This window comes from Candidatus Amarobacter glycogenicus, assembly GCF_016704105.1.
In the GTDB taxonomy this organism is placed as follows: Bacteria; Chloroflexota; Dehalococcoidia; order Tepidiformales; family Tepidiformaceae; genus Amarobacter; species Amarobacter glycogenicus.
The window spans coordinates 376,354-395,311 of sequence record NZ_JADJAT010000004.1; the positions used below are offsets into that span (position 1 = coordinate 376,354).

Annotated in this window: 12 protein-coding genes; 4 read left to right on the forward strand and 8 right to left on the reverse strand. The window is 66.7% G+C overall.

Features of this window, described 5'->3' with window-relative positions; translation table 11 throughout:
- Positions 1–466: 466 nt before the first annotated feature.
- The 3 genes from IPG14_RS09265 to IPG14_RS09275 form a co-directional block, all read right to left on the reverse strand.
- The gene (locus IPG14_RS09265; protein WP_343391605.1) at positions 467–1,414 is read right to left on the reverse strand and encodes an Ig-like domain-containing protein; all 948 of its coding nucleotides are present in this window, start codon (positions 1,412–1,414) and stop codon (positions 467–469) included.
- Positions 1,404–7,424, reverse strand: coding sequence for an FHA domain-containing protein (locus IPG14_RS09270; RefSeq protein ID WP_343391606.1), 6,021 nt, complete (start codon positions 7,422–7,424; stop codon positions 1,404–1,406). Before IPG14_RS09270 ends, IPG14_RS09265 begins: the two co-directional genes overlap by 11 nt.
- A 131-nt stretch (positions 7,425–7,555) precedes the next feature.
- On the reverse strand, positions 7,556–10,339 hold the full coding sequence (locus IPG14_RS09275) for an IPT/TIG domain-containing protein (protein ID WP_343391607.1): 2,784 nt from the start codon (positions 10,337–10,339) through the stop codon (positions 7,556–7,558).
- Between the two features lie 328 nt (positions 10,340–10,667).
- Between IPG14_RS09275 and IPG14_RS09280 the strand changes: the two genes are divergently transcribed.
- The 4 genes from IPG14_RS09280 (at position 10,668) to IPG14_RS09295 (ending at position 13,539) form a co-directional block, all read left to right on the forward strand.
- A complete protein-coding gene (locus IPG14_RS09280; protein WP_343383865.1) occupies positions 10,668–11,840 on the forward strand; it encodes an acyl-CoA dehydrogenase family protein in 1,173 nt (390 codons plus the stop codon).
- Between the two features lie 65 nt (positions 11,841–11,905).
- A complete protein-coding gene (gene queF / locus IPG14_RS09285; RefSeq protein ID WP_343383866.1) occupies positions 11,906–12,277 on the forward strand; it encodes a preQ(1) synthase in 372 nt (123 codons plus the stop codon).
- A gap of 60 nt (positions 12,278–12,337) precedes the next feature.
- The gene (locus IPG14_RS09290) at positions 12,338–13,114 is read left to right on the forward strand and encodes an NAD(P)H-hydrate epimerase (RefSeq protein ID WP_343391608.1); all 777 of its coding nucleotides are present in this window, start codon (positions 12,338–12,340) and stop codon (positions 13,112–13,114) included.
- A 50-nt stretch (positions 13,115–13,164) separates the two neighbouring features.
- Entirely contained in the window at positions 13,165–13,539 is a 375-nt protein-coding gene (locus IPG14_RS09295; RefSeq protein ID WP_343391609.1) for a VOC family protein, read from the forward strand.
- Positions 13,540–13,579: 40 nt separating this feature from the next.
- Here IPG14_RS09295 and IPG14_RS09300 read toward each other — a convergent pair whose 3' ends face one another.
- The 5 genes from IPG14_RS09300 to IPG14_RS09320 form a co-directional block, all read right to left on the reverse strand.
- Positions 13,580–14,182, reverse strand: coding sequence for a sigma-70 family RNA polymerase sigma factor (locus IPG14_RS09300; RefSeq protein ID WP_343383869.1), 603 nt, complete (start codon positions 14,180–14,182; stop codon positions 13,580–13,582).
- A 951-nt stretch (positions 14,183–15,133) separates the two neighbouring features.
- A complete protein-coding gene (locus tag IPG14_RS09305) occupies positions 15,134–15,793 on the reverse strand; it encodes a hypothetical protein (protein ID WP_343391610.1) in 660 nt (219 codons plus the stop codon).
- Positions 15,793–16,485: a hypothetical protein gene (locus tag IPG14_RS09310; RefSeq protein ID WP_343391611.1), complete on the reverse strand. Its 693-nt coding sequence runs from the start codon at positions 16,483–16,485 to the stop codon at positions 15,793–15,795. The genes IPG14_RS09305 and IPG14_RS09310 overlap by 1 nt, the downstream gene beginning before the upstream one ends.
- A complete protein-coding gene (locus IPG14_RS09315; RefSeq protein WP_343391612.1) occupies positions 16,485–17,141 on the reverse strand; it encodes a hypothetical protein in 657 nt (218 codons plus the stop codon). The genes IPG14_RS09310 and IPG14_RS09315 overlap by 1 nt, the downstream gene beginning before the upstream one ends.
- 213 nt (positions 17,142–17,354) lie before the next feature.
- Positions 17,355–18,958: 2-hydroxyglutaryl-CoA dehydratase (locus IPG14_RS09320; RefSeq protein WP_343391613.1), on the reverse strand; the 1,604-nt coding region annotated here is incomplete at its 5' end.

Sequence of the window (18,958 nt, forward strand, 5' to 3'; positions counted from 1 at the left end):
GGTTTCTTAGCGCATGGTCTCGCGGTACGGGCGCAGGGTGTACCGCGCCGATCCCGTACGCCAGCCGTCCGCAAACCCGGCAAAGCCGGGGGCCCCCCCCCCGCGGCCCCCCGGGGGGGGGGCTTCCGGGGGCCGCCCTGTCCAATGCCCAGCGCCGAAGCCTCGAACCCATCGCCGACTAAAACAACGCCCCACCACACACCAACACCGGGAACCCCCCACCACCCCCCCGGCCTCAGGGGCGGAGAAGGGGGGGGGGGACCCCCCCCGGGGGGGTGCCGGGGGGGCGCGCCCGAATGTTGGAACCGTTGACCTCGAACCGGATGTGTCCTAACACTGGCGTCGGGAGCCCTCCGGTAACCGTACCGTCGCCCGTCACGGTGACGGCTCACGCACCCCGTACACGGCGATGGTTCCCGGCGCAGTCCCGGATGTGGTGACGGCGAGACCGGCTCTTGTGAGATGGTCACTCGTCTGCGTTTGGATGTGGCCGGCCGAGCCCGCTCGCGAACTCGAGCGGGCGGTTCCGTCGGACGACCCAATGGTCGAGCGACTCGCACCGTGGGCGGTCCCGGATTCCGGGCAGGCAGGCCGAGCAGGTAGTGTTCGGAGCCGGCCCCGTTACCCATGGGTGGTGCCCGGCGAGTGCGGGCTGTGGCCACGCTCGGCGGAGTTCGGCCCGGTAGTTCGCGGAGGACGTGGGGTGGCCTGAGCGTTGCCGGCCGCCCGAGGATGATGGCGTCCAGAGAAAGTCGACTCGCCGTGTGTCTGCCGACACCGCCACTACCCGAGACTTACACCCGAAGAACCTGACGGTGCCAGGGCTGCCGGCGCCAACCCGTTGAGTGATGGCCCCGACAGTCACTGCAGCCGCGGCCGAGATGGTGATGGTCACTGCGGCCGGCACCGCCACCGTCGCCGTGTTCGAGGTGTCGTCGTCCAGGTAGGTCGTACTCGACGAGTTGTAGGTGGCCGTGATGCTGTAACTCCCCGAAGCCGTCGGCGTCCATGAGATCGAGGCGGCTCCGCTTGAGAGCGTCTGGGGCGAACCGTGGTTCGTGCCATTGACCTTGAACTGCACCGTACCCGGGGCCGAAGCCGGAGAGACCGTCGCGCTCAGCGTTGCCGCCGTGTTCACCTGGACGATGGCAGGCGCCGAGACCGTCAGGTCTACCGGCTGCGCGAGGGTCAGGTTCCCGCTGTCGGAGGCGGCGTTGAGATTCGTGTTCGCCGTGTACTCGGCCCAGATCACGTAACCGCCACTGGAGCCGAACGTCCCTGTGCCGCCGCCGGTCGTGACTCCCGTGAGGTTCGCTGTCCCGCTCGCGACGTTTTGCGGCGTGCCGATGGCCACGGCACTGCTTTGGAGAGCCCCCACCTTGAACTGGACGCAGGCCGAGCAGTCAGGGCTCACGCTCGCCGAACCTGAGGTGACGGTTGCGGTGAGTGTGATCGTGGTGCCGATCGGCTGGCTCTGGTTCGGGTACGGTCACAGCGGGCGTCCGTTTCGTCAGCGTCACGGTCGCTGCTGCGCTCGTCACCGCGTTCAAGTTCCCGTTTGTGGCGTCTCCGTTGAATGCCGCGACTATGGAGTACGCCGTACCGGCCGCCGGGAGCAGCAGTGCGTCTCCCGTCGAAACGGTGATACTCGCTGTCCCGCCCACCGAAATCGACGTGTCCGTCGCGAGGAGGTTCGTTGCGGACACGCTGTCCTTGTAGAACGAGACGGACCCGCCGGCATGGTCGCGCACTCCGGAGCAGGCTCCTCCGCCGCATTGCAGCGTGGAAGAGATGGTCAGGTCGCTACCGACCTGGACGGCGGTGATGGTGTTCACCGCGATCGACGGTGAGTACTTGTTCACCGTCAGCGTCTGTGCGCTGGATGTCGTCCCCGTGAAGTACGCGTTCGCGACGTATTCCACCGTGATGCTGTACGCCCCGGCGTTCAACGACGAGACGCTGAAGTCGGCTCCCAGCACGCCGCTCCCCAGGTTCGAAACCGTGAGGCTGGCCAGTTCGGTCGCGCCGTCGAAGAACTTCAGCCGGGCGGGGCTGTCATCGAGCCGGTTCGACGGGCTCCCCGAGACGACCGCGCGGATGTTCCCGGTGTCGCCAACGGTCACGGTGCCACTCCCGGGCAATGTCACCGTCAGTGCCGGCGCGGCCTTTGTCACGGTGAGTGGCGTGTCGCCGGAGGCGCTTATGCCCACCTGGCTGGTCCCCTGGAACTCCGCAGTGATGATGTAATTCGCCGCCTCGTGGATCGCGTCGCCGTCCGCGCCCGTGGAGAGGCTGGGGATGGAGGCCTTCCAGGTCCCACTGTCCAACGCTAGCGGCACAAGCGGCCCCAGGTTCGCTGCCGATGAAGCCGACTCGCTTGCCTTTCGGAATTTGAACTGCACGCTCCCGCCCGAAGGTGTGAACCCACCGGAAGCGCTCACCACTGCCTCGAGACTGACCGTCCCGCCGACCGCGACGGTCGTCGGCGAGACGGTCATCGTCGTAGTCGAAGTGGCCGGGTTGATATCGACATTGATGTCGACCGAGGTGGCGCCCTTCAGGTCCGAGGTGCCAGTCGTGAACACGGCATGCACGTTGTCGTAATACCCACGGTCGTTGTCGTCGCGCGTATCGAAGGGGAACCCTTCGTTCGCCGTCGAGCAATTGTTCGCCGGGTTGGTGTCGTAGTTATCGCAGTTCCGCGGTGTCCAGTTGATCGAGACAGTCCCGTCCGTATTCGTGACGGTTTGGGCGGCCCCGATCAGGTTCGTCCCGGCCATGAACTGCACCGAACCGCCTGTCCCGAACAGGTTTAGCGAAGCGTTCGCCGAGGTAACCGTCGCCGTCAACGTGAACTGGTCGCCCATCCGCACGGGATTCGGCGCCGCCGAAATCGAGACCGTTGCCGCCACCAGCACACTCAGGCCGTAGGGGTCCGAAGGTGAACTGGCCAGGTAGACGGGGTAGTTGACCACGGTCGTCGGCGCCGTAAACCCAAATGCGGGATCGAGCAGGCGCAACGGAGCATCGTTTCGGTACTCCGCCGTGATACTCAGGACCGGGTAGTCGTCCAGGAGGGCAGGCGAGAGCACGCGCGCCTCGCCCGGAGTGCACGCCGAACCCCTGAACGTCCCCGATGGGACGACGCCCCCCGGCGGGCATACCAGCGCTACCACGGCGACATCGTTACCGGCCGCGTTCTTGAACCCGCGGATGTCGATAGCACCTGTCGCCCCGGCGGGGACTCTCGCGCGGATAAGCAGCTGCTCACCCGCAGCGGCCTTCGTGGTCGGCGCTGAGAGCACGTTGTCCCACGGGCTGGTCGGCAGTGCGTCGGCGGTGTTGGCGAAGGCGTCCACGACCGGTTTGATCGAGTCCCTGACAACGATCCGGCCGATCGATTTGTCAGGCGGCCCCACACCGGGTCCGACGCAGAAGTAGTCCAGTGTGGTGGTCGCTCGGAGGTAATAGACGCCTGGCACGGTTGGCGCCGTAAACGAAGTTGGTGCGAACGCCAGGGCAGCAGGGATCTGGAGCATGCCGCCGCTGTAGTTGCACTGGGGGCCGACGCCCGGCGTGCCCGTGGTCGTGTTTGGGCCAATCCCGATGTAGAGCTGGCGGAGGCACCCCGGACAGTAGTCGGTCCGCCCGACCGTGCCTGTGATGGTCAGCGGCTGGCCGGGCGACGCGACGACGGCGTTCGGTGCACCATCGGTCAGGCCGCCGCTGATGCTTACCGAGTTCACCACGGTCCCGCCGCCGAGGTTCTTCGGTAGCGCGAAGCTACATGTCTCATCCGTGTCGCCATTCGCGTCTTCATCTACCGAATCGCAGCCATCGGGGATCGGCGGCAACACCTCGAAGTCCCGCACGAGGCTCTCGCTTCCGAACGCGTTCAGCCCGCCGCTGTAGACCGCCTTGACGGTGTGTGTGCCGACGGTCGACAGGCCGGAGGTGCCGCCGGTCTGGACCGAGACCTGGGCGACCGAGAGGCTGCCCACGGTGATCAGCGCGGCACTCGGGTTAATCGGGATGTCGTCGGCGATGAACTGGACGCTACCGCCCTGCGGCACGATCCCGTTGAGGCCGGTGACGATCGCGAAGAGCGTCACGCTGTGCCGCTGCGGCACGCCGCCCGCCGGATCCGCATCGACGATCGTCTTTGTCTGGCCGATCCCGACCGTCAGTGGCTGAGATGTGCGGCAGGTCCCGAAATTGCAGACCGTCGCCGTGATCTTGACGGTCGTCGGGGCCCCCAGGTCGTTTACCAACTGCGTTTCAAACGTCTTCTTCGCCCCGCTCGCGTTCGCGGGCTTCCCTCCCGGTGCGGACCAGGAGATGCTCGTGAACTCCCCGGAGAAGTTCGCCTGGCAGGTGATGTTCGCAACCGCCGGGGTCTTCGCCTGGTCGAACGCAGTGCCGCAGGTGACCGTTACCGTGCCGGCGGGCGGTGTGGGCACGACGGCTGTGCCTGTTCCCCCGGTCCCTGTCCCGCCGGTGCCGCTGCCGCCCGTTCCGGTCGCGGGGAATAGAACCTGCTCGTTCCGCGATGTCGAACGGCAGAGCGTCACATTGCAGACCGTCGCCGAGACGCTCGCCGGGGTGTCGCCGGGGAAGGTCATGATCAGGGACGGCGACCCCGAAAACTCGGACACCACCTTTCCGTTGAGCGTCCAGCGCGTTGTGGTGAAGGTGCCGTTCACGGTCAGGTCGCAGATCAGCGTCGCCTGCTTTGGCGAGGGTTGGTAGAGCGTGCTGCACGCCATCGTCACCTCTTTGGGAGGCTCGAGCGGGCCCGTGCTCGGGGGCGGCGTGATACCCGGTGGAAGCCCCGGGCCCTGGCCCGGCGGGCGTTGCAACCGGGCGATCGGCTCGCCCGGGCCGTGTGCGAACTTCAACGGCGTCGCCAGGATGAACGAGCCGAACCCGACGATGATGTTGTCTTCTTCGTTCGGTAAGCCGGGTGCGAACCGTATCGGGTCGCCCAGTTCGAACCCCGAGTTCGTCGCCACCTCGACGCGGGTCTGCCCCGGCTCGGCTGAGAGTGTCATCGCCGTCCGCTGTTCCACGAACGGTGTGCTCGTCGGCGCCGGCGAGGCCGATGGCGCGGGCCGGGGCGTCGGCGTCTCGGTGTCGCCGCCTGCGCCGCCGTCGCCCGGCTGCGGGGTGGAAGTGGCCTGGGGCGTCCCGTTGGTCGAAACGTTGATGACGGGCTTGTCGGCGTTCGGGTCGAAGGCGATCTCGGCTTTCGTGCCCTCGCCGCCTTCGATCGTGGCGATCGACGAGGCGCCGTCCCGCCCGTACGTGTGGATGGCCAGCGCCCCACCCTGGTCGCCCGCGCTGATGATTTCGATGGTGTAGTCGTCACGCGAGCCCGGCAGGACCACCTGGTTCGTGCCCGCGTCAGTCGGTGGTGCGCTCTCGATGCAGGTGGGGTCCCGCCATGCATGCCGTGCCGCCACGGAGGCGCCGGGGATCTGGTTCAGGCTCTCGGCCGGCGCGTCGAGCGTGCCCGTGCCGGTGTTCACCACCCGCCCCTGCTTGTCGGTGATCTTGAACTTCACATCCGCGGGCGCAGTAATCACCACCGAACTCAGGTCGCTGCTCGGTTCGTAGTGGACCGAACTGCGGACCTTCCCCTTGTAGACATCGAGCGTCTTCCGGTCGCGATAGAACGGGTCGTTGATGAGGATCGCCCCATCGTTGTCGAGCCCGACTGCGGCGATCCAGTGGCCCGGTACTTCGAGGATGACCGGCCTGCCCGCGTTCAGTTCCGCCCGGATGTCATCTTCGGAACCGCTGCCTGTGCGAACGAAGCGGACGGTGCGAGACCCGGGCTTCACCCGGGCGATCTCGGCTGAGAGCTCATTCGCCGCCGACCAGATCACGTCGCCGTAGATGTATCCGCGGCTGACCCATCCGCGGTCGGTCTGCCGTGCCGCGCCGTTGAACCAGTCGTTCAAAGCCTTCGGACTGAGCGGCTCGCCTCCGGGCATCTGCAGGATGTCGTAGAGGGCGAGCATCACCGAGACCGAGGTCATCGCGCAGCCGCACTGCTCGATCGTGGTGCCGCACCAGTCCTTCCCGTTCGGCAGCTCGGTGGAGCGGGCGTACTCCTGCGTGGCCCAGCGGGCGTCGCTCTGGGCGAAGAAGGGCGCGCCGTTCTTGTCCACTTCGCCGAAGACTGGCCGACCGCCGTCGTAGGGACCGACGACGGTCGCGCCGGTCAGTGGTTTGTCGTTGGCGGCCGCGGCGTTCTTCTTCGCCTGGTCGTCCTTGGCCTTGTCGTCGGTGCAAAGGTGAACGCCGGCGTAGGGGTCTTCGGCGTTCGCCGTGTTCGTGCCGTCGCCGTCGGTGACGATCAGGACCGCCATAGCGGTCACGGCCAGGACGAGTGCCGCGAGCGAAAAGAGCACCGGCATCCGGAACTTCTGCAGCGGCGGCCGCACCGCGAGCTGCCCGTTTGCCGAGATCTCGGCGCCCGAAGCCGACTTGCCGACAATCGTGAACGGCGGTTGCTGGGCAGCCCCGAAAAGTTGCCGCGGCCGGCGCACCGACAGGTTGATGATGCGCTTTTCGCCCGGCTGGAGCTCGATTGCCGGCGACTCGAAGCCGTACTGGAATGCCTGCTCGTCGTCGCTGCCGAAAAGCTCGTAGCGGGCGACGTCGTTGCCGCGGTTCTCGGCCAACAGGCGGAAGTCGCGCTTACTGCGGATTGCCTCGAGCGAGATCGTCGCCGACTCGAACGGCAGGACGTGGAAGTTCCCCTGCGTCTCCGGGTGCTCATCGTACTCTTGCGAGCGGACCGCGACCGTGAACGTGTAGCCGCCGGCAAGCGAATCGTGCCTGCGCGGTGGGTGGATGCTGACCTTCACATCGGCGCGGCCGCCGGGAAGGATTGGGAAGGCCGGCGTATCGACCGAGTACCAGTCGGCCGGCAAGTCGGGGACCTCGACCCGCACGTTGTCGACGATGCGGCCGCGGTTTGTAACCACCAACGTGGCGGTCGTGGTGCGGCCGGCTTCGACCGGCGTCTCCGGCGAGACCAGGGCGATGCTCAGGCCGCCGGCCGAGACGACCTCGGTGTTCGCATCGAGCGCGACCAGCGTCGCATCGACCGTCTCGGGAGGCAGGTAGCGCGCTTCGATTTCGCCGAACCGCAGGACAGCGCTGTCTTCGACGAGGTGGCGTACGCCCGGCTCGAGACGTTCACCGTTGACGAAGGTCCCCCCGACGCTTCCCAGGTCCTCGACCAGGAGCCGCCCGGAATCGACCGTCAGGCGGGCATGGCGCCGCGAAATCGAGAAGTCGTCGATGTGGATGTTGGAGCCTTCGCCCCGCCCAATCAGGGCAGACGGAAGGTCCAGACCGTGCTCAACGAGCAGGCCCTGGCGCGGATACACCTGGAGGGTCCCGAACTTCAACGGGCGGTCCCTTCTGGCTTGCGGCTGATCCGCCACTGAATCACAGGATAGCCGGGCGTCCTCCGCCCGGCCATTCCCTGGCGGTGCGCGGCGGCGGGGTTAACCCGGGGCCTCAGGGTGAAGATCGGCACCTAGGGCGACTTCACTAGCCACGGGACCTGGCCCGTACCCAGGATTGCCACCCAGTACACCGCGCCCTGCGTGAACGTGGTGAAGTCGTTCGCTCCCGGGATACCTTCCGAACCGGTGAAATACGCCTTGTAGCTGCTCGTCGCCGGGTCCCACAGATAGATTGCGGAAATGCGCGTCGTCAGGTCCGAAGCTCCGGTTACACCCGTCCCCCTGATCGCTTCCGAGACCGCGGTGGCCGGCATGCCCGTCCACGTTAGTAGCGTCCAACGCGAGGTAAGGGTGTAGGTGTTCACCCCGCCTGCCGATGGCGCAGGGGGAGCGGTGCCCCCGCCGGGGCCGCTCGGGCTAATGTAGGTGTAGTTCGGCACGATATCGCTCGTCCCGTTGGCCGTTTGGATGACGACAACGATCGGCCCCGCCACGTTCGGAGGCGCGACCGTCGAGATCGTCGTGTCGTTGATCACCGTGCACGAGGGTGCGTTGAACGCGCCGAATTTCACCGCCCCCGGGCAAACCGCACCGGTGAACCCCGTCCCCGTGAGCGTGATCTCGGTCCCGCCGAAGGTCGAACCCGAGTTCGGCGTGATGGCGACGATCTTCGGGACGGCGGACACATAGGTGAACTTGGTCTTCGGCCCGGCCGGGCTTACATCGGCGCCTTTCGTCACCCGGACGTCGACTGCCCCGGGAGTGCTGTTCGGTGGAGAAAGCACGGTGATCTGGGTAGCGCTGTTGATGTTGAACGAGGTCGCCGCGATGCCCCCGAACGTTAGCGAGAGCGGTGCCGTGAAGTTCTTCCCCGTGATGACCACGATCGATGCCCCGGTTGTGGGCCCGTTGTCAGGGTTCACCGCGTCGACAATCGGCCCGCTCGTGTAGGTGAACACGTCCTCCGGTCCCTCCGGACTCTGCCCGGAACCGGTCGTCACGCGGACGTGCGCGGCAGCACCCGTGGGGACCGGTGGCGTGACGGCCGTAAGGGTCGTCGGGTCGACGAACACCGAAGGTGCGATGGCCTGGCCGATGTGGACGACTGAGGCAGTTGTGAAATTCGTCCCCTTGATCGCGATCGTCGTCCCGCCCGCCGGGGGCCCGGCTATCGGGCTAATGCCGGTCACCGTTGGCCCGTCGTACGAATAGGCCGCCTGTGGGCCGGGCACGCTGAGCGTCCCGTTCACGTTGACGCTCACCTGGACGGTCGAGACACCCGGTGGGGCCGTCGCCGTGATCTTCGTGCTGCTATCCACGACCGAGAACGCCTGCACATCGCCGAACTTCACGACCGCCCCGGCGAGGAAGCCACTGCCGGCGATCGTGACGATCGTGCCGCCGACGGACGGCCCGTTCGCGGGTGAGATCTGGTTTATCAGCGGGCCGGTGCTGTAGGTGTAGTTCGCCTCGGTCCGGTACTCGCTCGTCCCCGAGACCGGGTGGATGATCTTCACCTGCTGGACGCCGGAACCGGGCGGCACCGTCGCGATGATCTGGTTGTCGTTGATGAGGGTGAATTGCGCCGGGTTCCCTCCGAACAGCACCGATGTCGGTGGCTGTCCCCCGACGAAGAAGTTGGAGCCGGCGATGGTTGTTGGGCTACCGCCCGTTTGCGGCCCGAAATTCGGGTTCATCCCGGTAATGACCGGCAGCCCCTGGTAGTTGTAGGCGGCATCCGGGACTTCCGGCGAACGCACTCCCGCATCGGTGACCACGGCGAACACCGGCCCCGAGATGTGCGCCGGTGTCGTGACGATCAACTGGTTTGGCGCGCCGTACTTGCAGCTGGTGACGTTCGCCCCACCGAACGTTACCGAGGTCAGCGGAGCGAACGCACACGGCGTTCCCGGCGCCCCGGCCGGGGGGAAGTTCGTCCCGTTCACCGTGACCTGGGTCCCGCCGGTCGGCGGCCCCTGTCGGACGGAAAGGCTCGTGACGGTCGGCCCCGTGGTGTAGACGTACTTGTCGCCCGGTGTTATCGGGCTGAGGTAGGTGGGTGGGATCTGAGCGGGGACGGGCGTCACTTCGATGCGCACGTCGTAAGTCGAGGTGCTCTGGTTGTACGGGGGCGCGCCGAAGTCGGCGAGCAGCGCGGGCACCCGCACTCTGAGGACGGTTGGCGAAAGCACTTCGATGTTGTTCGAGACCATCGTAACTGTCTGTTCGGCGGCCGGTGCGAACGGCTGCCAGAACTGCACCGATTCCACCGAGGAATTCACCGTCGCTCCAGCGACGATGAAGTTCTCGCCGGTGACCGTCAGGATGGTCCCCTCGCCGGCGTAGCTGCCGCCGCTGTCGGGCGAGACATCGAAGACTCGCGGCGTCCCCGAACCGAGCAACGTTATCGGCGCCGTCGAACGCGGGCCGATCAGGCCCCCCTGATCGATGCTCAGGATGGTGACCTGGATGGTGCGGTCCTTGAACTGTTCTTTATTGAGGGTCTGGATGAAGGTCGATTGCGACGCGAGGTTCGTCCCCTTTGGGAACGTCACGAGCTTTGTCGCTTCCGCCGTTGGGATGTCGAATTCCGTGACCCCGTCGACCTGGAGGATGACCTTCACGTCGTTCGTGAGGACACCGCCATCGGTGCGCTGGATCGTTACGAGGACTGCCGTCCCCTCTGGGGTCGCATAGGCGGTCTTATCCAGCTGGAAGATGCCCTCGCCGACGGCCCGGGCGTCTTCCGCCTGGTGGCCCGCCGCGAAGGCAGCAACCACTACTGCGACGACCGCCAGCGTTGCGCGAAGACGCCAAGCGTCACCCTTTGCTCGCAGCCCGGCACGCTGCTTCAAGCAATCACCCGCCTATTCCAGGGGACAGCACCCTTCCTTTGGAAGGGCCATCGCTGCTTCGGCGGCACGAAACGGCTGGCGGCGGGGGCTACCAACAACACCTTCGCCCGTCGGGCAGACCGGGATGATAGCCAACGACGCCTCGCGGCACACAACCCCTGCTGTGATGTTTCCCTTCCCCCTTGCGTTTATCTCCAACGATTACGGCGAGCTCCAGATTCCGTTCGGGGCCGTTCGGGGCCTTCTGTGAAGATTTCTTCCGGTCCGGCTCCACCTTGTGGGCGGGGTCGCCGGGTATACTCCGGCCTACCTTCGCGCTGGTGGACCAATGCTGTTTCTCGACTCGCCCGAACACGCCGCGTTTCGCACCGAGCTTCGTGAGTTCCTGGCTGCCGAGCTTCCCGCCGGGGATTGGGATATGCGTAACGACCGGGATCATGTCAGCCCGGAACACGCGCGTTTCACCGAAGAGTTCCGCAAGAAGCTGGCCGCTCGCGGCTGGCTCACCATGGGCTGGCCCAGGGACTTCGGCGGAGCCGGCGCCAGTTACATGACCCAGACCGTCTACATGGAAGAGATGAGTTCGGCCGGGGCCCCCGGCGCCTACGACCAGGGTGTCTGGCTCGCCGGGCCCGCCCTCATGATGCACGGCACGCCCGAACAGCGGGATCGCTGGCTACCCTCGATGCGGACTGCCGACGTCCACTGGTGCCAGCTCTTCTCCGAACCCGGCGCCGGTTCCGACCTTGCCTCTCTCCAGACCCGGGCCGTCCGCGACGGTGATGAATACGTGCTCAACGGCCAGAAGATCTGGACCAGCGGGGCGCTGGATGCCGACTGGGGCATCCTTCTCGCTCGCACCGAACCAGATGCGCCAAAGCACCGCGGGATCAGCTACTTCATGCTCGACTTGAAGACCCCCGGCGTCACCGTTCGTCCACTCGTGAACATGATGGGCAGCCACCACTTCACGGAAGTCTTCCTGGAGGATGTGCGCATCCCGCGCGATTGCCTTATCGGCGAGGAGAACCGCGGTTGGTATATCGCGACCACCACGCTCGACCAGGAGCGCAGCTCCATCAACCGCGTGGTCATGACCCGCAGCACCCTCGGCGCCCTCATCGACTACGTGAAGGGTGTCCCTGCCCTGAAAGCCCGTGCGGAGCTCCGTCACGAACTCGCCGAACGCTACCTCGAGTTTGAAATTGGCCGTTGGCTCTGCTACCGCGTCGCCCAGATGCAGAGCGAGGGCAAGGTCCCGAACTCGGAGGCCTCGGTCTCGAAAATCTTCGGCACCGAGCTGCAGCGCCAGATGGGCATCACCGGCCTGCGCGTCATCGGCCTCCCGGGCACCCTGGAGCCTGGCTCGAAGTACGCCCCGCTGCGAGGCCAGGTCGAGCGCTGGGCGATGGCGGCGCCGAGCTACACCATCGCCGGCGGCACCAGCGAAGTGAACCGCAACATCGTCGCCACCCGCGGCCTGGGTTTGCCGCGAGACTGACGCCGTCGATCACCCGGTCTCCTGACGGGCTTGCACCCCAGCCGGCCGCGCCGCACCCTCGATCCATGTCCGAAAACACATTCCGCACCGACGGAACGATCGACTCGTTCGAGAACCAGTTCCCGGAACGCGACTACGATATCGAGTTCACCGCGGCCGAATTCACCAGCGTCTGTCCCATGACCGGCCAGCCCGATTTCGGCACCATTGTCATCAGCTACACTCCCGACCGCCGCTGCATCGAGCTTCGCAGCTTCAAGTTCTATCTCCAGTCGTTCCGAAACCGCGGCATCTTCTACGAGAACGTCGTCAACACCATCCTCGACGACATCGTCGCCGCGATCTCGCCGCGCTTCCTTGCCGTCACGGGTGAGTTCAACACGCGCGGCGGCATCTCCGCCCGCATCACCGCCACCTATCCGGGCGAGGAAGCCTGATCGTTACGCCTTTCACGAAGCAGGCGTAAACTCGATCGTGGCTCGTCCACGAGGTGTCGAATGTCGGTGAAACCGGACCCGAGCGGGTTCCCCCAGCGCAAGGTCACGGAAGTGCGGGGCGTCAGCGCCGTGCAGATGCGCGACGTGCAGCGTGTCGCCCAGGAAGAGTTCGGCGTCGACATCCTCCAGATCACCGAAAACGCCGGGCGCGCGGCGAGCCTGCTTGCCCTGGCGATGCTCGGTGGCCGTGGGCGGGGGCAGCGGATCGTCATCCTCTGCGGCGGCGGCAACAAGGGAGCCGCCGGCCTGACCGCCGCGCGGCACCTCTCGAACTGGGGCTTCCGGATCGACCCCATCATCTGCGGGGTCGAAGAAGAAGCGGCTTTCATGGTCCGGCGCCAGCTCCAGACGCTGCGCTACGCCGGCATCCTCGAACCGGCCGACCTCGAATCCAGCGAAATCACGGTCGAGGACCAGCTTGCCGATGCCGACCTCGTCATCGACGCGCTTATCGGCTATGGCCTCGAAGGGGCGCCCCAGGGAATCGCCAGCGCGGTTACCCAGCTCTCGCTCCAGGCAGCCAGGCCCACCCTCGCACTCGATGTCCCCACCGGCGTCAACGCAACGACCGGCGAGGTCAGCACGCCGGCCATCCGGGCTTGCACGACGCTCATGCTGGACCTGCCGAAACGCGGCGTCCTGGAACCTGGAGCCCGGCAGCATACCGGCGAACTCTTCCTCGCCGACATCGGGATCCCGCGGAGCGTCCATGAGCGCCTCGGCGTATCCATTCCCGGCGTCTTCAGCGAAGGACCGATCGTGCGCCTGCGCAGGTAGAGCGATTCCGGTTCATCCGGCCCTGGCCCCGGCGCGTAGACTGCGCCCGCATGGCATTCGTCCCACCACAGGAACAGCTTGTCCTCGAACTCTTCGTGCGCGACTTCGCCGCTTCGCTTGCGTTCTACACGCGGCTCGGCTTCGAAGTCGAACGCGAGGAGGACGACTTCGCGGTCCTTCGCTGGGAAGGTTGCGGGCTGTTCCTCCAGCTGAGCCGCCGTCTCGTCGACCCGCCGCTTCACCCCGCGGCGAACATCCGGGTCATGGTCCCCGATGTCGATGCGTGCTGGCGTCTTGCGGGTGAACTTCGCGCACCGGTCTTCGTCCCCATCGGTGACCGCGACTACGGCCTCCGCGACTTCATCGTCACCGACCCGGACGGTTTTGGCATCCGCTTCGCATCTCCGATCCCGGCGGAGGGGTAGAAGCGGCGGTGGATCGGGGACTCGCCCCGGCCCTGTGACCCTACGGTTCGCCCAATTCACGCCGAAGTGCCTCCAGCGCGCGTAGCTGGCGGCCCTTGACCGCGTCGGTGGTGACATTCAGGACCTGCGCCGTCTCGGCAAGAGACAACCCTTGCAGGAACCGGAGATTGATGACCTCGGCGTGTGCCGCCGTGAGCGCTGCGATTGCGCGGACAAGGTCCAGCCGGTCGTCGTGCGACTCCGACTGGCCGCTCTCGACGTAGGCGTCGATGCTGATCTGCGGCGCTCGTCTCCTCCACCTGCGCTGCTGGCTGGCGACCACGTGCCGGGCGATGCCGAATAGCCACGCCCGAGCTGGCAGGCCGCGGTCGGTGTATGACTCGGCGCCCTTCCACGCCGCCTCGAAGACGTCACTCGTCGCTTCCTCTGCAAGCCCGGCATCGCCGAGGCGGGAGAGCGCGTACCGGTAGATGGCTGGCGCTTCCTGGTCGAAAAGGACATTCCAGCTCTCGTGATCTCTGTCCCGGAGGGCGTTGTACTCCGTGCCGCGAACCGCGGTCGGCCAGATGCGGTGGCCGGGTTGTCGCGACGGCATGGCGGCCGCCCAACCCGGGTTGTGCCATCGGAGTACGGCCGCGCTCATTCGCCACCTCCTAAGGGAGTGGCCTGCATCTCCTCTTCGTCGCCGTGCTCGCCGTCGTCTTCCTTCTTGCCCTCGTCCTCCTCGTCGTCTTCTTCGCCTTCCTCGTCGTCCTCGTGCTCGTGCTCGTCGTCGCCCGCTGAAGGAGCAGGCGAGGGAGACGGCGCAGGGGAGGGCGTTGGCGTTGTCGTTGCCGTTGGCGTTGGCGTCGGGGAGCCGGGTGGGGGTGTTCCAGGCACTGGAGGCTGTCCGCCAGATCCCGCGGACTGAGTCGGGCTCGGCGTTGGCGTCGCGGCCGACCCGCCGGCGGGCAGCGGCGGCTCCGGATTCTTGGTGGCGGTAGAGCTGGGTGTCGGAGTGCTCGTCGTGGCACTGGGCGTCGGAGTGGCCGACGATTCAGAGGTTCCGGTTGGGGCCGCAGCGGCGCCCGCGGGGGACGAAGGCTCGGAAGGCGCCGGCGATCCGCCGGGCTCCGAAGGATCGCTGCGGCGGGCTCCCTCTGCGTCTTCCGGAGGCTCGCCAGGTTGCGCGGCCTCGAGTGCAACTTCCGGGGACACCTGCAGGAATGGCGGTCCGCCGGGCCGGTGGGGTGCCAGGTTGCGCGCGAGAGTCCGCACGACGGTGGCGGTGTCTTCAAAAGCCGATGCCGGGGTGTATCCGGTTGCGTAACTGGCTCCTCCGCCGAACAGGGAGACTGCCAGGACGCCCGCCGCAAGCCGGGGATTCAGGCGCTGCCCGAATCCCCGGAGCAGCCCGAACCAGGCGTCGCCCCGTTCAACCGAAGACCAGAAGCGGGAGCGCATCCGCGAATGCTGGGCCGGTGAAGGGCCGGGCAGCTGAACCTGGCGGCACCGACGCGCCAGTACAGCGAGCGCCGCTGCATCCCCCGCGTAGGGGGAAGCGGCCATGCGCCCCTCGATCAGCTCGTTCAGGAGCTCAGCGGCGTGGCGGCTATCAGCCAACCGCCACCTCCACGGCGGCGCGCCGGCGCTGCGGACGGATGTACGTCAACCGGACCACGAGCCAGAACACGACGCTGAGACTGGTGACGACGTAGATCGCCATGAGCCAGGGCTCCGAACTGTCCGTGCCGACCTTCAGCCCGTGCCAGAGAGCGCCGGCGAAACTGACGAACGACGCTCGATGCAACCAGCGCCAGGCTCTCGTGCCGATCACGCCCCGGAACCAGAATGAGAATGAGACGGCCGCCCCGAGGTACAGACTCAGGCTTCCGATGCCCACCGCTGTCCTTTCGTAATACGACCCGAACGGGAGAAGGACGTCGACAAGGCCAAAATGAGTCCACCCGTCGGGGATCAATACCAGCGCGTGACCCAACCCCAGGATAATCCCAGTGATTGAAGCTGACTGGTGGATCGCCAGGAGTCGCGCCCGGCCGATGATTCCGTCGAACCAGGCGGAGGACATGAGCAGCCCCCCCGCGAGCCCCGCCCAGAGGAAGAGGTAAGCCGCGACACCGGCCGCGCGCGAGGCGTACCACGCCCCATGCGGACCCATCCACGAATCCAGCAGCGCCGCGAGGTCCGACCAGTACCTCATCGCCGAAGCGCCGGCCACAGCGCCAACCACGGTGAGCAGAATTGCCGGTTTCATCATGACCCCTTCGAAGTCTTCGGTGCGGTCGTCGCCGCTGGCGGGGGCGGTGGAGGCGGTGGCGCCGGGGCGGGCGGCGGTGGTGGTGCTGCGGGCGCCGGTGCGGGTACTACCGGTGCGGCAGCCGGTACCGCCGCGGGCGGCGCAGATGCCGGGGGCGCAGATGGGGCCGGCTGAGGTGAGCTGGGAGCCGGGTCCGGCGGTGTGTACGGCCCGATGGTGTCTCCCGGAAGAGGCGCCCCGGGGGCCGGTTGCCCGGCAGTACCAGGTGTGGCGCTTCCCGGGACGGCAGTTGGGTCGCTCCGCGGGGTCTGCCCGCTCACCGGGGTAGCGCCTGTGCCGCCTGAATTCGCTGGGACCGGGAAGTACTGGGTTACGTAGTAGACGGGCCGCTGCTCGATGACCACCACCTGGCGGGCGGGCACGGCTTCCGCTGTCGCCTGTGCCGCCGCGGGCTCGATTGCTACCCACTGGCCGGTCGCTTTATCCCAGCGCCAGCCGTCCTGGATGATCTCCTCCTCTACTGCCGGCGCTTCGACCCACTTTTCCGGTTCCGCCGCAGCGCCTTTTCCCTCATCCTCGGTCGCCGCGACGGCTCCCCAAAAGCCGAGGAACATCGCAATCGCCCCGGCGCCGACCGCCACCCGCGTGCCGAGGAATCTGACTCGTCCAGCTTTTCCTTTCGCGGCCATTAGTCGTCGTCCTCCTCGTCCTCGTCACGATCGTCTTCGTGCTCGTCTTCCTCCTCGTGGTCTTCGTCTTCGTGTTCCTCCTCGTGGTCTTCGTCGTCTTCGTCGTCTTCGTGCTGGCCTGGCGAAGCCGGAGACGGTGCTGGGCCACTCGCCGCCGCGGTGGGCACCTGGGAAGGGGTGGCGGCGGCAGCTGACGGTATGGCCGGCGCCGAGGTTGGCGACGCCTGCGTGGGTATGGCGGGGGGTTGGACCGGCGGTTGCGGCGGAGTGGTTGCTTTGGCCACCGGGGCGGCAGGCGTGCTGCTCGCCGGTGGCGGCGGGGTTGCTTGCTGGGTCGCCGGCGCGGGCGAAGAGGCCGCCGCCCCGGCGCCGGACGACCCGCCGGCGGCGTAGGGCACTTGCCGCGTCACCACGATCGGTTCTCCGTTGCGGTAGACGTACTCGACTTCTGGCTCGGCTGGCGGCGCCGGGGTCGTCTGCGGATCGCTCGTAACCGGGGCGGTCTCGTTCGCGAGGGAGGCCGCTGTGTCGGACCATGCGGCGGGCTCCGATGAGCCCGTGCCGAAGAACAGGCCCTGCGAGACCGTCAGGCCGCCAGCGGCAGCCGTGAGTCCCGTGACCAGCCCGGCGGAGATGAGTGAGGAAATGCGGTTCATTCCTGCTCCTTCACGCGTTTAGCATTCGACACTCACATCGCTCGTGCGTCTCGAAATTGGTCGCGTGAAAGGGCTCGGATCCGGCCGTTTTACAGGTTGTTTGCCAACCGTTCACCGTCCTGCCGCCTGGGGGCGGAAAACGGTGAACGGCGGACCGGTTGGCGCGTGTTGGTCAGGCGCTGAGGATGACTGCCGTCGGCGGCCTGCGATCCGTCACGAGACAGACCGTTCGGCCGCATCCTTTCGGACGCGGTGGCGCGGCATTTGGCGCGCCACTTTCTCCACGAAGTTCGCCGCGTTGCTGACATACCGGTCGGGCAGTCGCTGGGTCGGGCGGAGGAGCTTCGGGTGTTCAGCCGCGAAGGAGCGAACCTCCTCAACGGTGACCCCATGCCGCTCCAGCGCCTCGCCGAGTTCTTCGCGCGCGCGCACCTTCGCCTCGTAGAGCTTCATCTGGACGCGACTCTTGACGTTGACCTCTCCGTCGCCGGAGGTCTCGATCGGCAGGAAGATGCTTTCCTTGAGGTCGGAAATGACCTTGGACTGGACGCCGTCGGATTGGGTGCTGGGCATGCAACCGAACGGCTTGATCGAGGTCACCATGTGGGCCTCGCGCTTCTTGAAGGTGAGGATGTGCTTCCCCACTTCCATGTGCCCTTCGCCGCCCCCGATGCGGGTGTCGTAGTAGTCACCGGCGGCCTCGGCCAGCGCCTTCTGCGATACCAGCGGGGCCGTGCGGAAGCCGAAGGCCGACCGGTAGAAGGTGTAGAAGCTCTTGTAGAGGCGCAACCCCAGCCAGAGTGTCACGAGCCGCTTGCGTGCGCCGCTGACAATCCCCAGGCGCTCCTTCTGACGGGAAATTGCGCCGTACAGGATGTAGTCGATCCATGTCCCGATCGGTTCAGTAAGGACTTCCGCGCCTTCGGACTCGAGCCAGCTCTGCAGCTTGTAGGACCCGTCGCCCTCGGTCGTCTGCGCCCAGAACTCTCCCGTGATGCGCACCTTCGGCTTCAAGCGGGTGTAATCGACTTCGATGCTCTCGAAAGGCTTCCGGATGCGCCGGAGCGTCAGCCAGACGGAGTTCCCGCGCGAGAAGCTGTCGGCGAGCATCTCGCGCGCGTTGGAGAGCACCTCGTCGGTGGCGCCCGGCGTGATTTCGTAGGGCCGGATGCGTTGTGCCATGGTGTTGATGATGTCTGACGCAATGAGGGCCCGCAGCACCGTCGCGAAGAACGTGCGGTTGAAGTCGATGCCGCCGTTCGGCTCAGCGGTCGTTTCGCTCGTGGGGTCCTCGGTGAGGCCCCCCGACTGCTGCAGGATCATCACCCGGAAGTTGGGGAAACCGGAATCAGTGAGCGCCTTCCGGTACTCGGCCTCGTACATGCCGAAGCGGCAGGGTCCGCATGCCCCGGCCGTGACGAAGACAAAGCGAGATTCGATGTCTTCCACACCGGCCTCGCGCAGGGCTTTGAGGTACATGACCAGGTTCCCGACCGTGTAGTACGTCGGGTTGCACTGTCCGCGGTTGCCGAACTCTTTCCCGATCGCGAGGGCCTGGTTGTCGGGTACGGGGAGATCCTGCGCGTTGTAGCCGATCCCCTGGACGGCCGCCTTGAGCACGTAGTCGTGAGTCCGCGTGAGCCCGCCGAACAGGATCGTCACCTTGTCCCGTTCTGTGCGCGTGAACGCCAGTTCGGCCGGGCGCTTGAAGTGGGAGCTGGCCGCGGCGGGCAAATCCCACTCCTTACGGAGCTGGCGCTCGTAGGCGTCGAGCTGTTCCTTTATCTCGTCTTCCTGGATGACTTGCGGCATGACTC

Coding starts and splice junctions, on each gene's coding strand:
- IPG14_RS09280 (WP_343383865.1), top strand. CDS start 10,668: ATGCTGTTTCTCGACTCGCCCGAACACGCCGCGTTTCGCACCGAGCTT.
- queF (WP_343383866.1), top strand. CDS start 11,906: ATGTCCGAAAACACATTCCGCACCGACGGAACGATCGACTCGTTCGAG.
- IPG14_RS09290 (WP_343391608.1), top strand. CDS start 12,338: ATGTCGGTGAAACCGGACCCGAGCGGGTTCCCCCAGCGCAAGGTCACG.
- IPG14_RS09295 (WP_343391609.1), top strand. CDS start 13,165: ATGGCATTCGTCCCACCACAGGAACAGCTTGTCCTCGAACTCTTCGTG.
- IPG14_RS09300 (WP_343383869.1), bottom strand. CDS start 14,182: ATGAGCGCGGCCGTACTCCGATGGCACAACCCGGGTTGGGCGGCCGCC.
- IPG14_RS09305 (WP_343391610.1), bottom strand. CDS start 15,793: ATGAAACCGGCAATTCTGCTCACCGTGGTTGGCGCTGTGGCCGGCGCT.
- IPG14_RS09310 (WP_343391611.1), bottom strand. CDS start 16,485: ATGGCCGCGAAAGGAAAAGCTGGACGAGTCAGATTCCTCGGCACGCGG.
- IPG14_RS09315 (WP_343391612.1), bottom strand. CDS start 17,141: ATGAACCGCATTTCCTCACTCATCTCCGCCGGGCTGGTCACGGGACTC.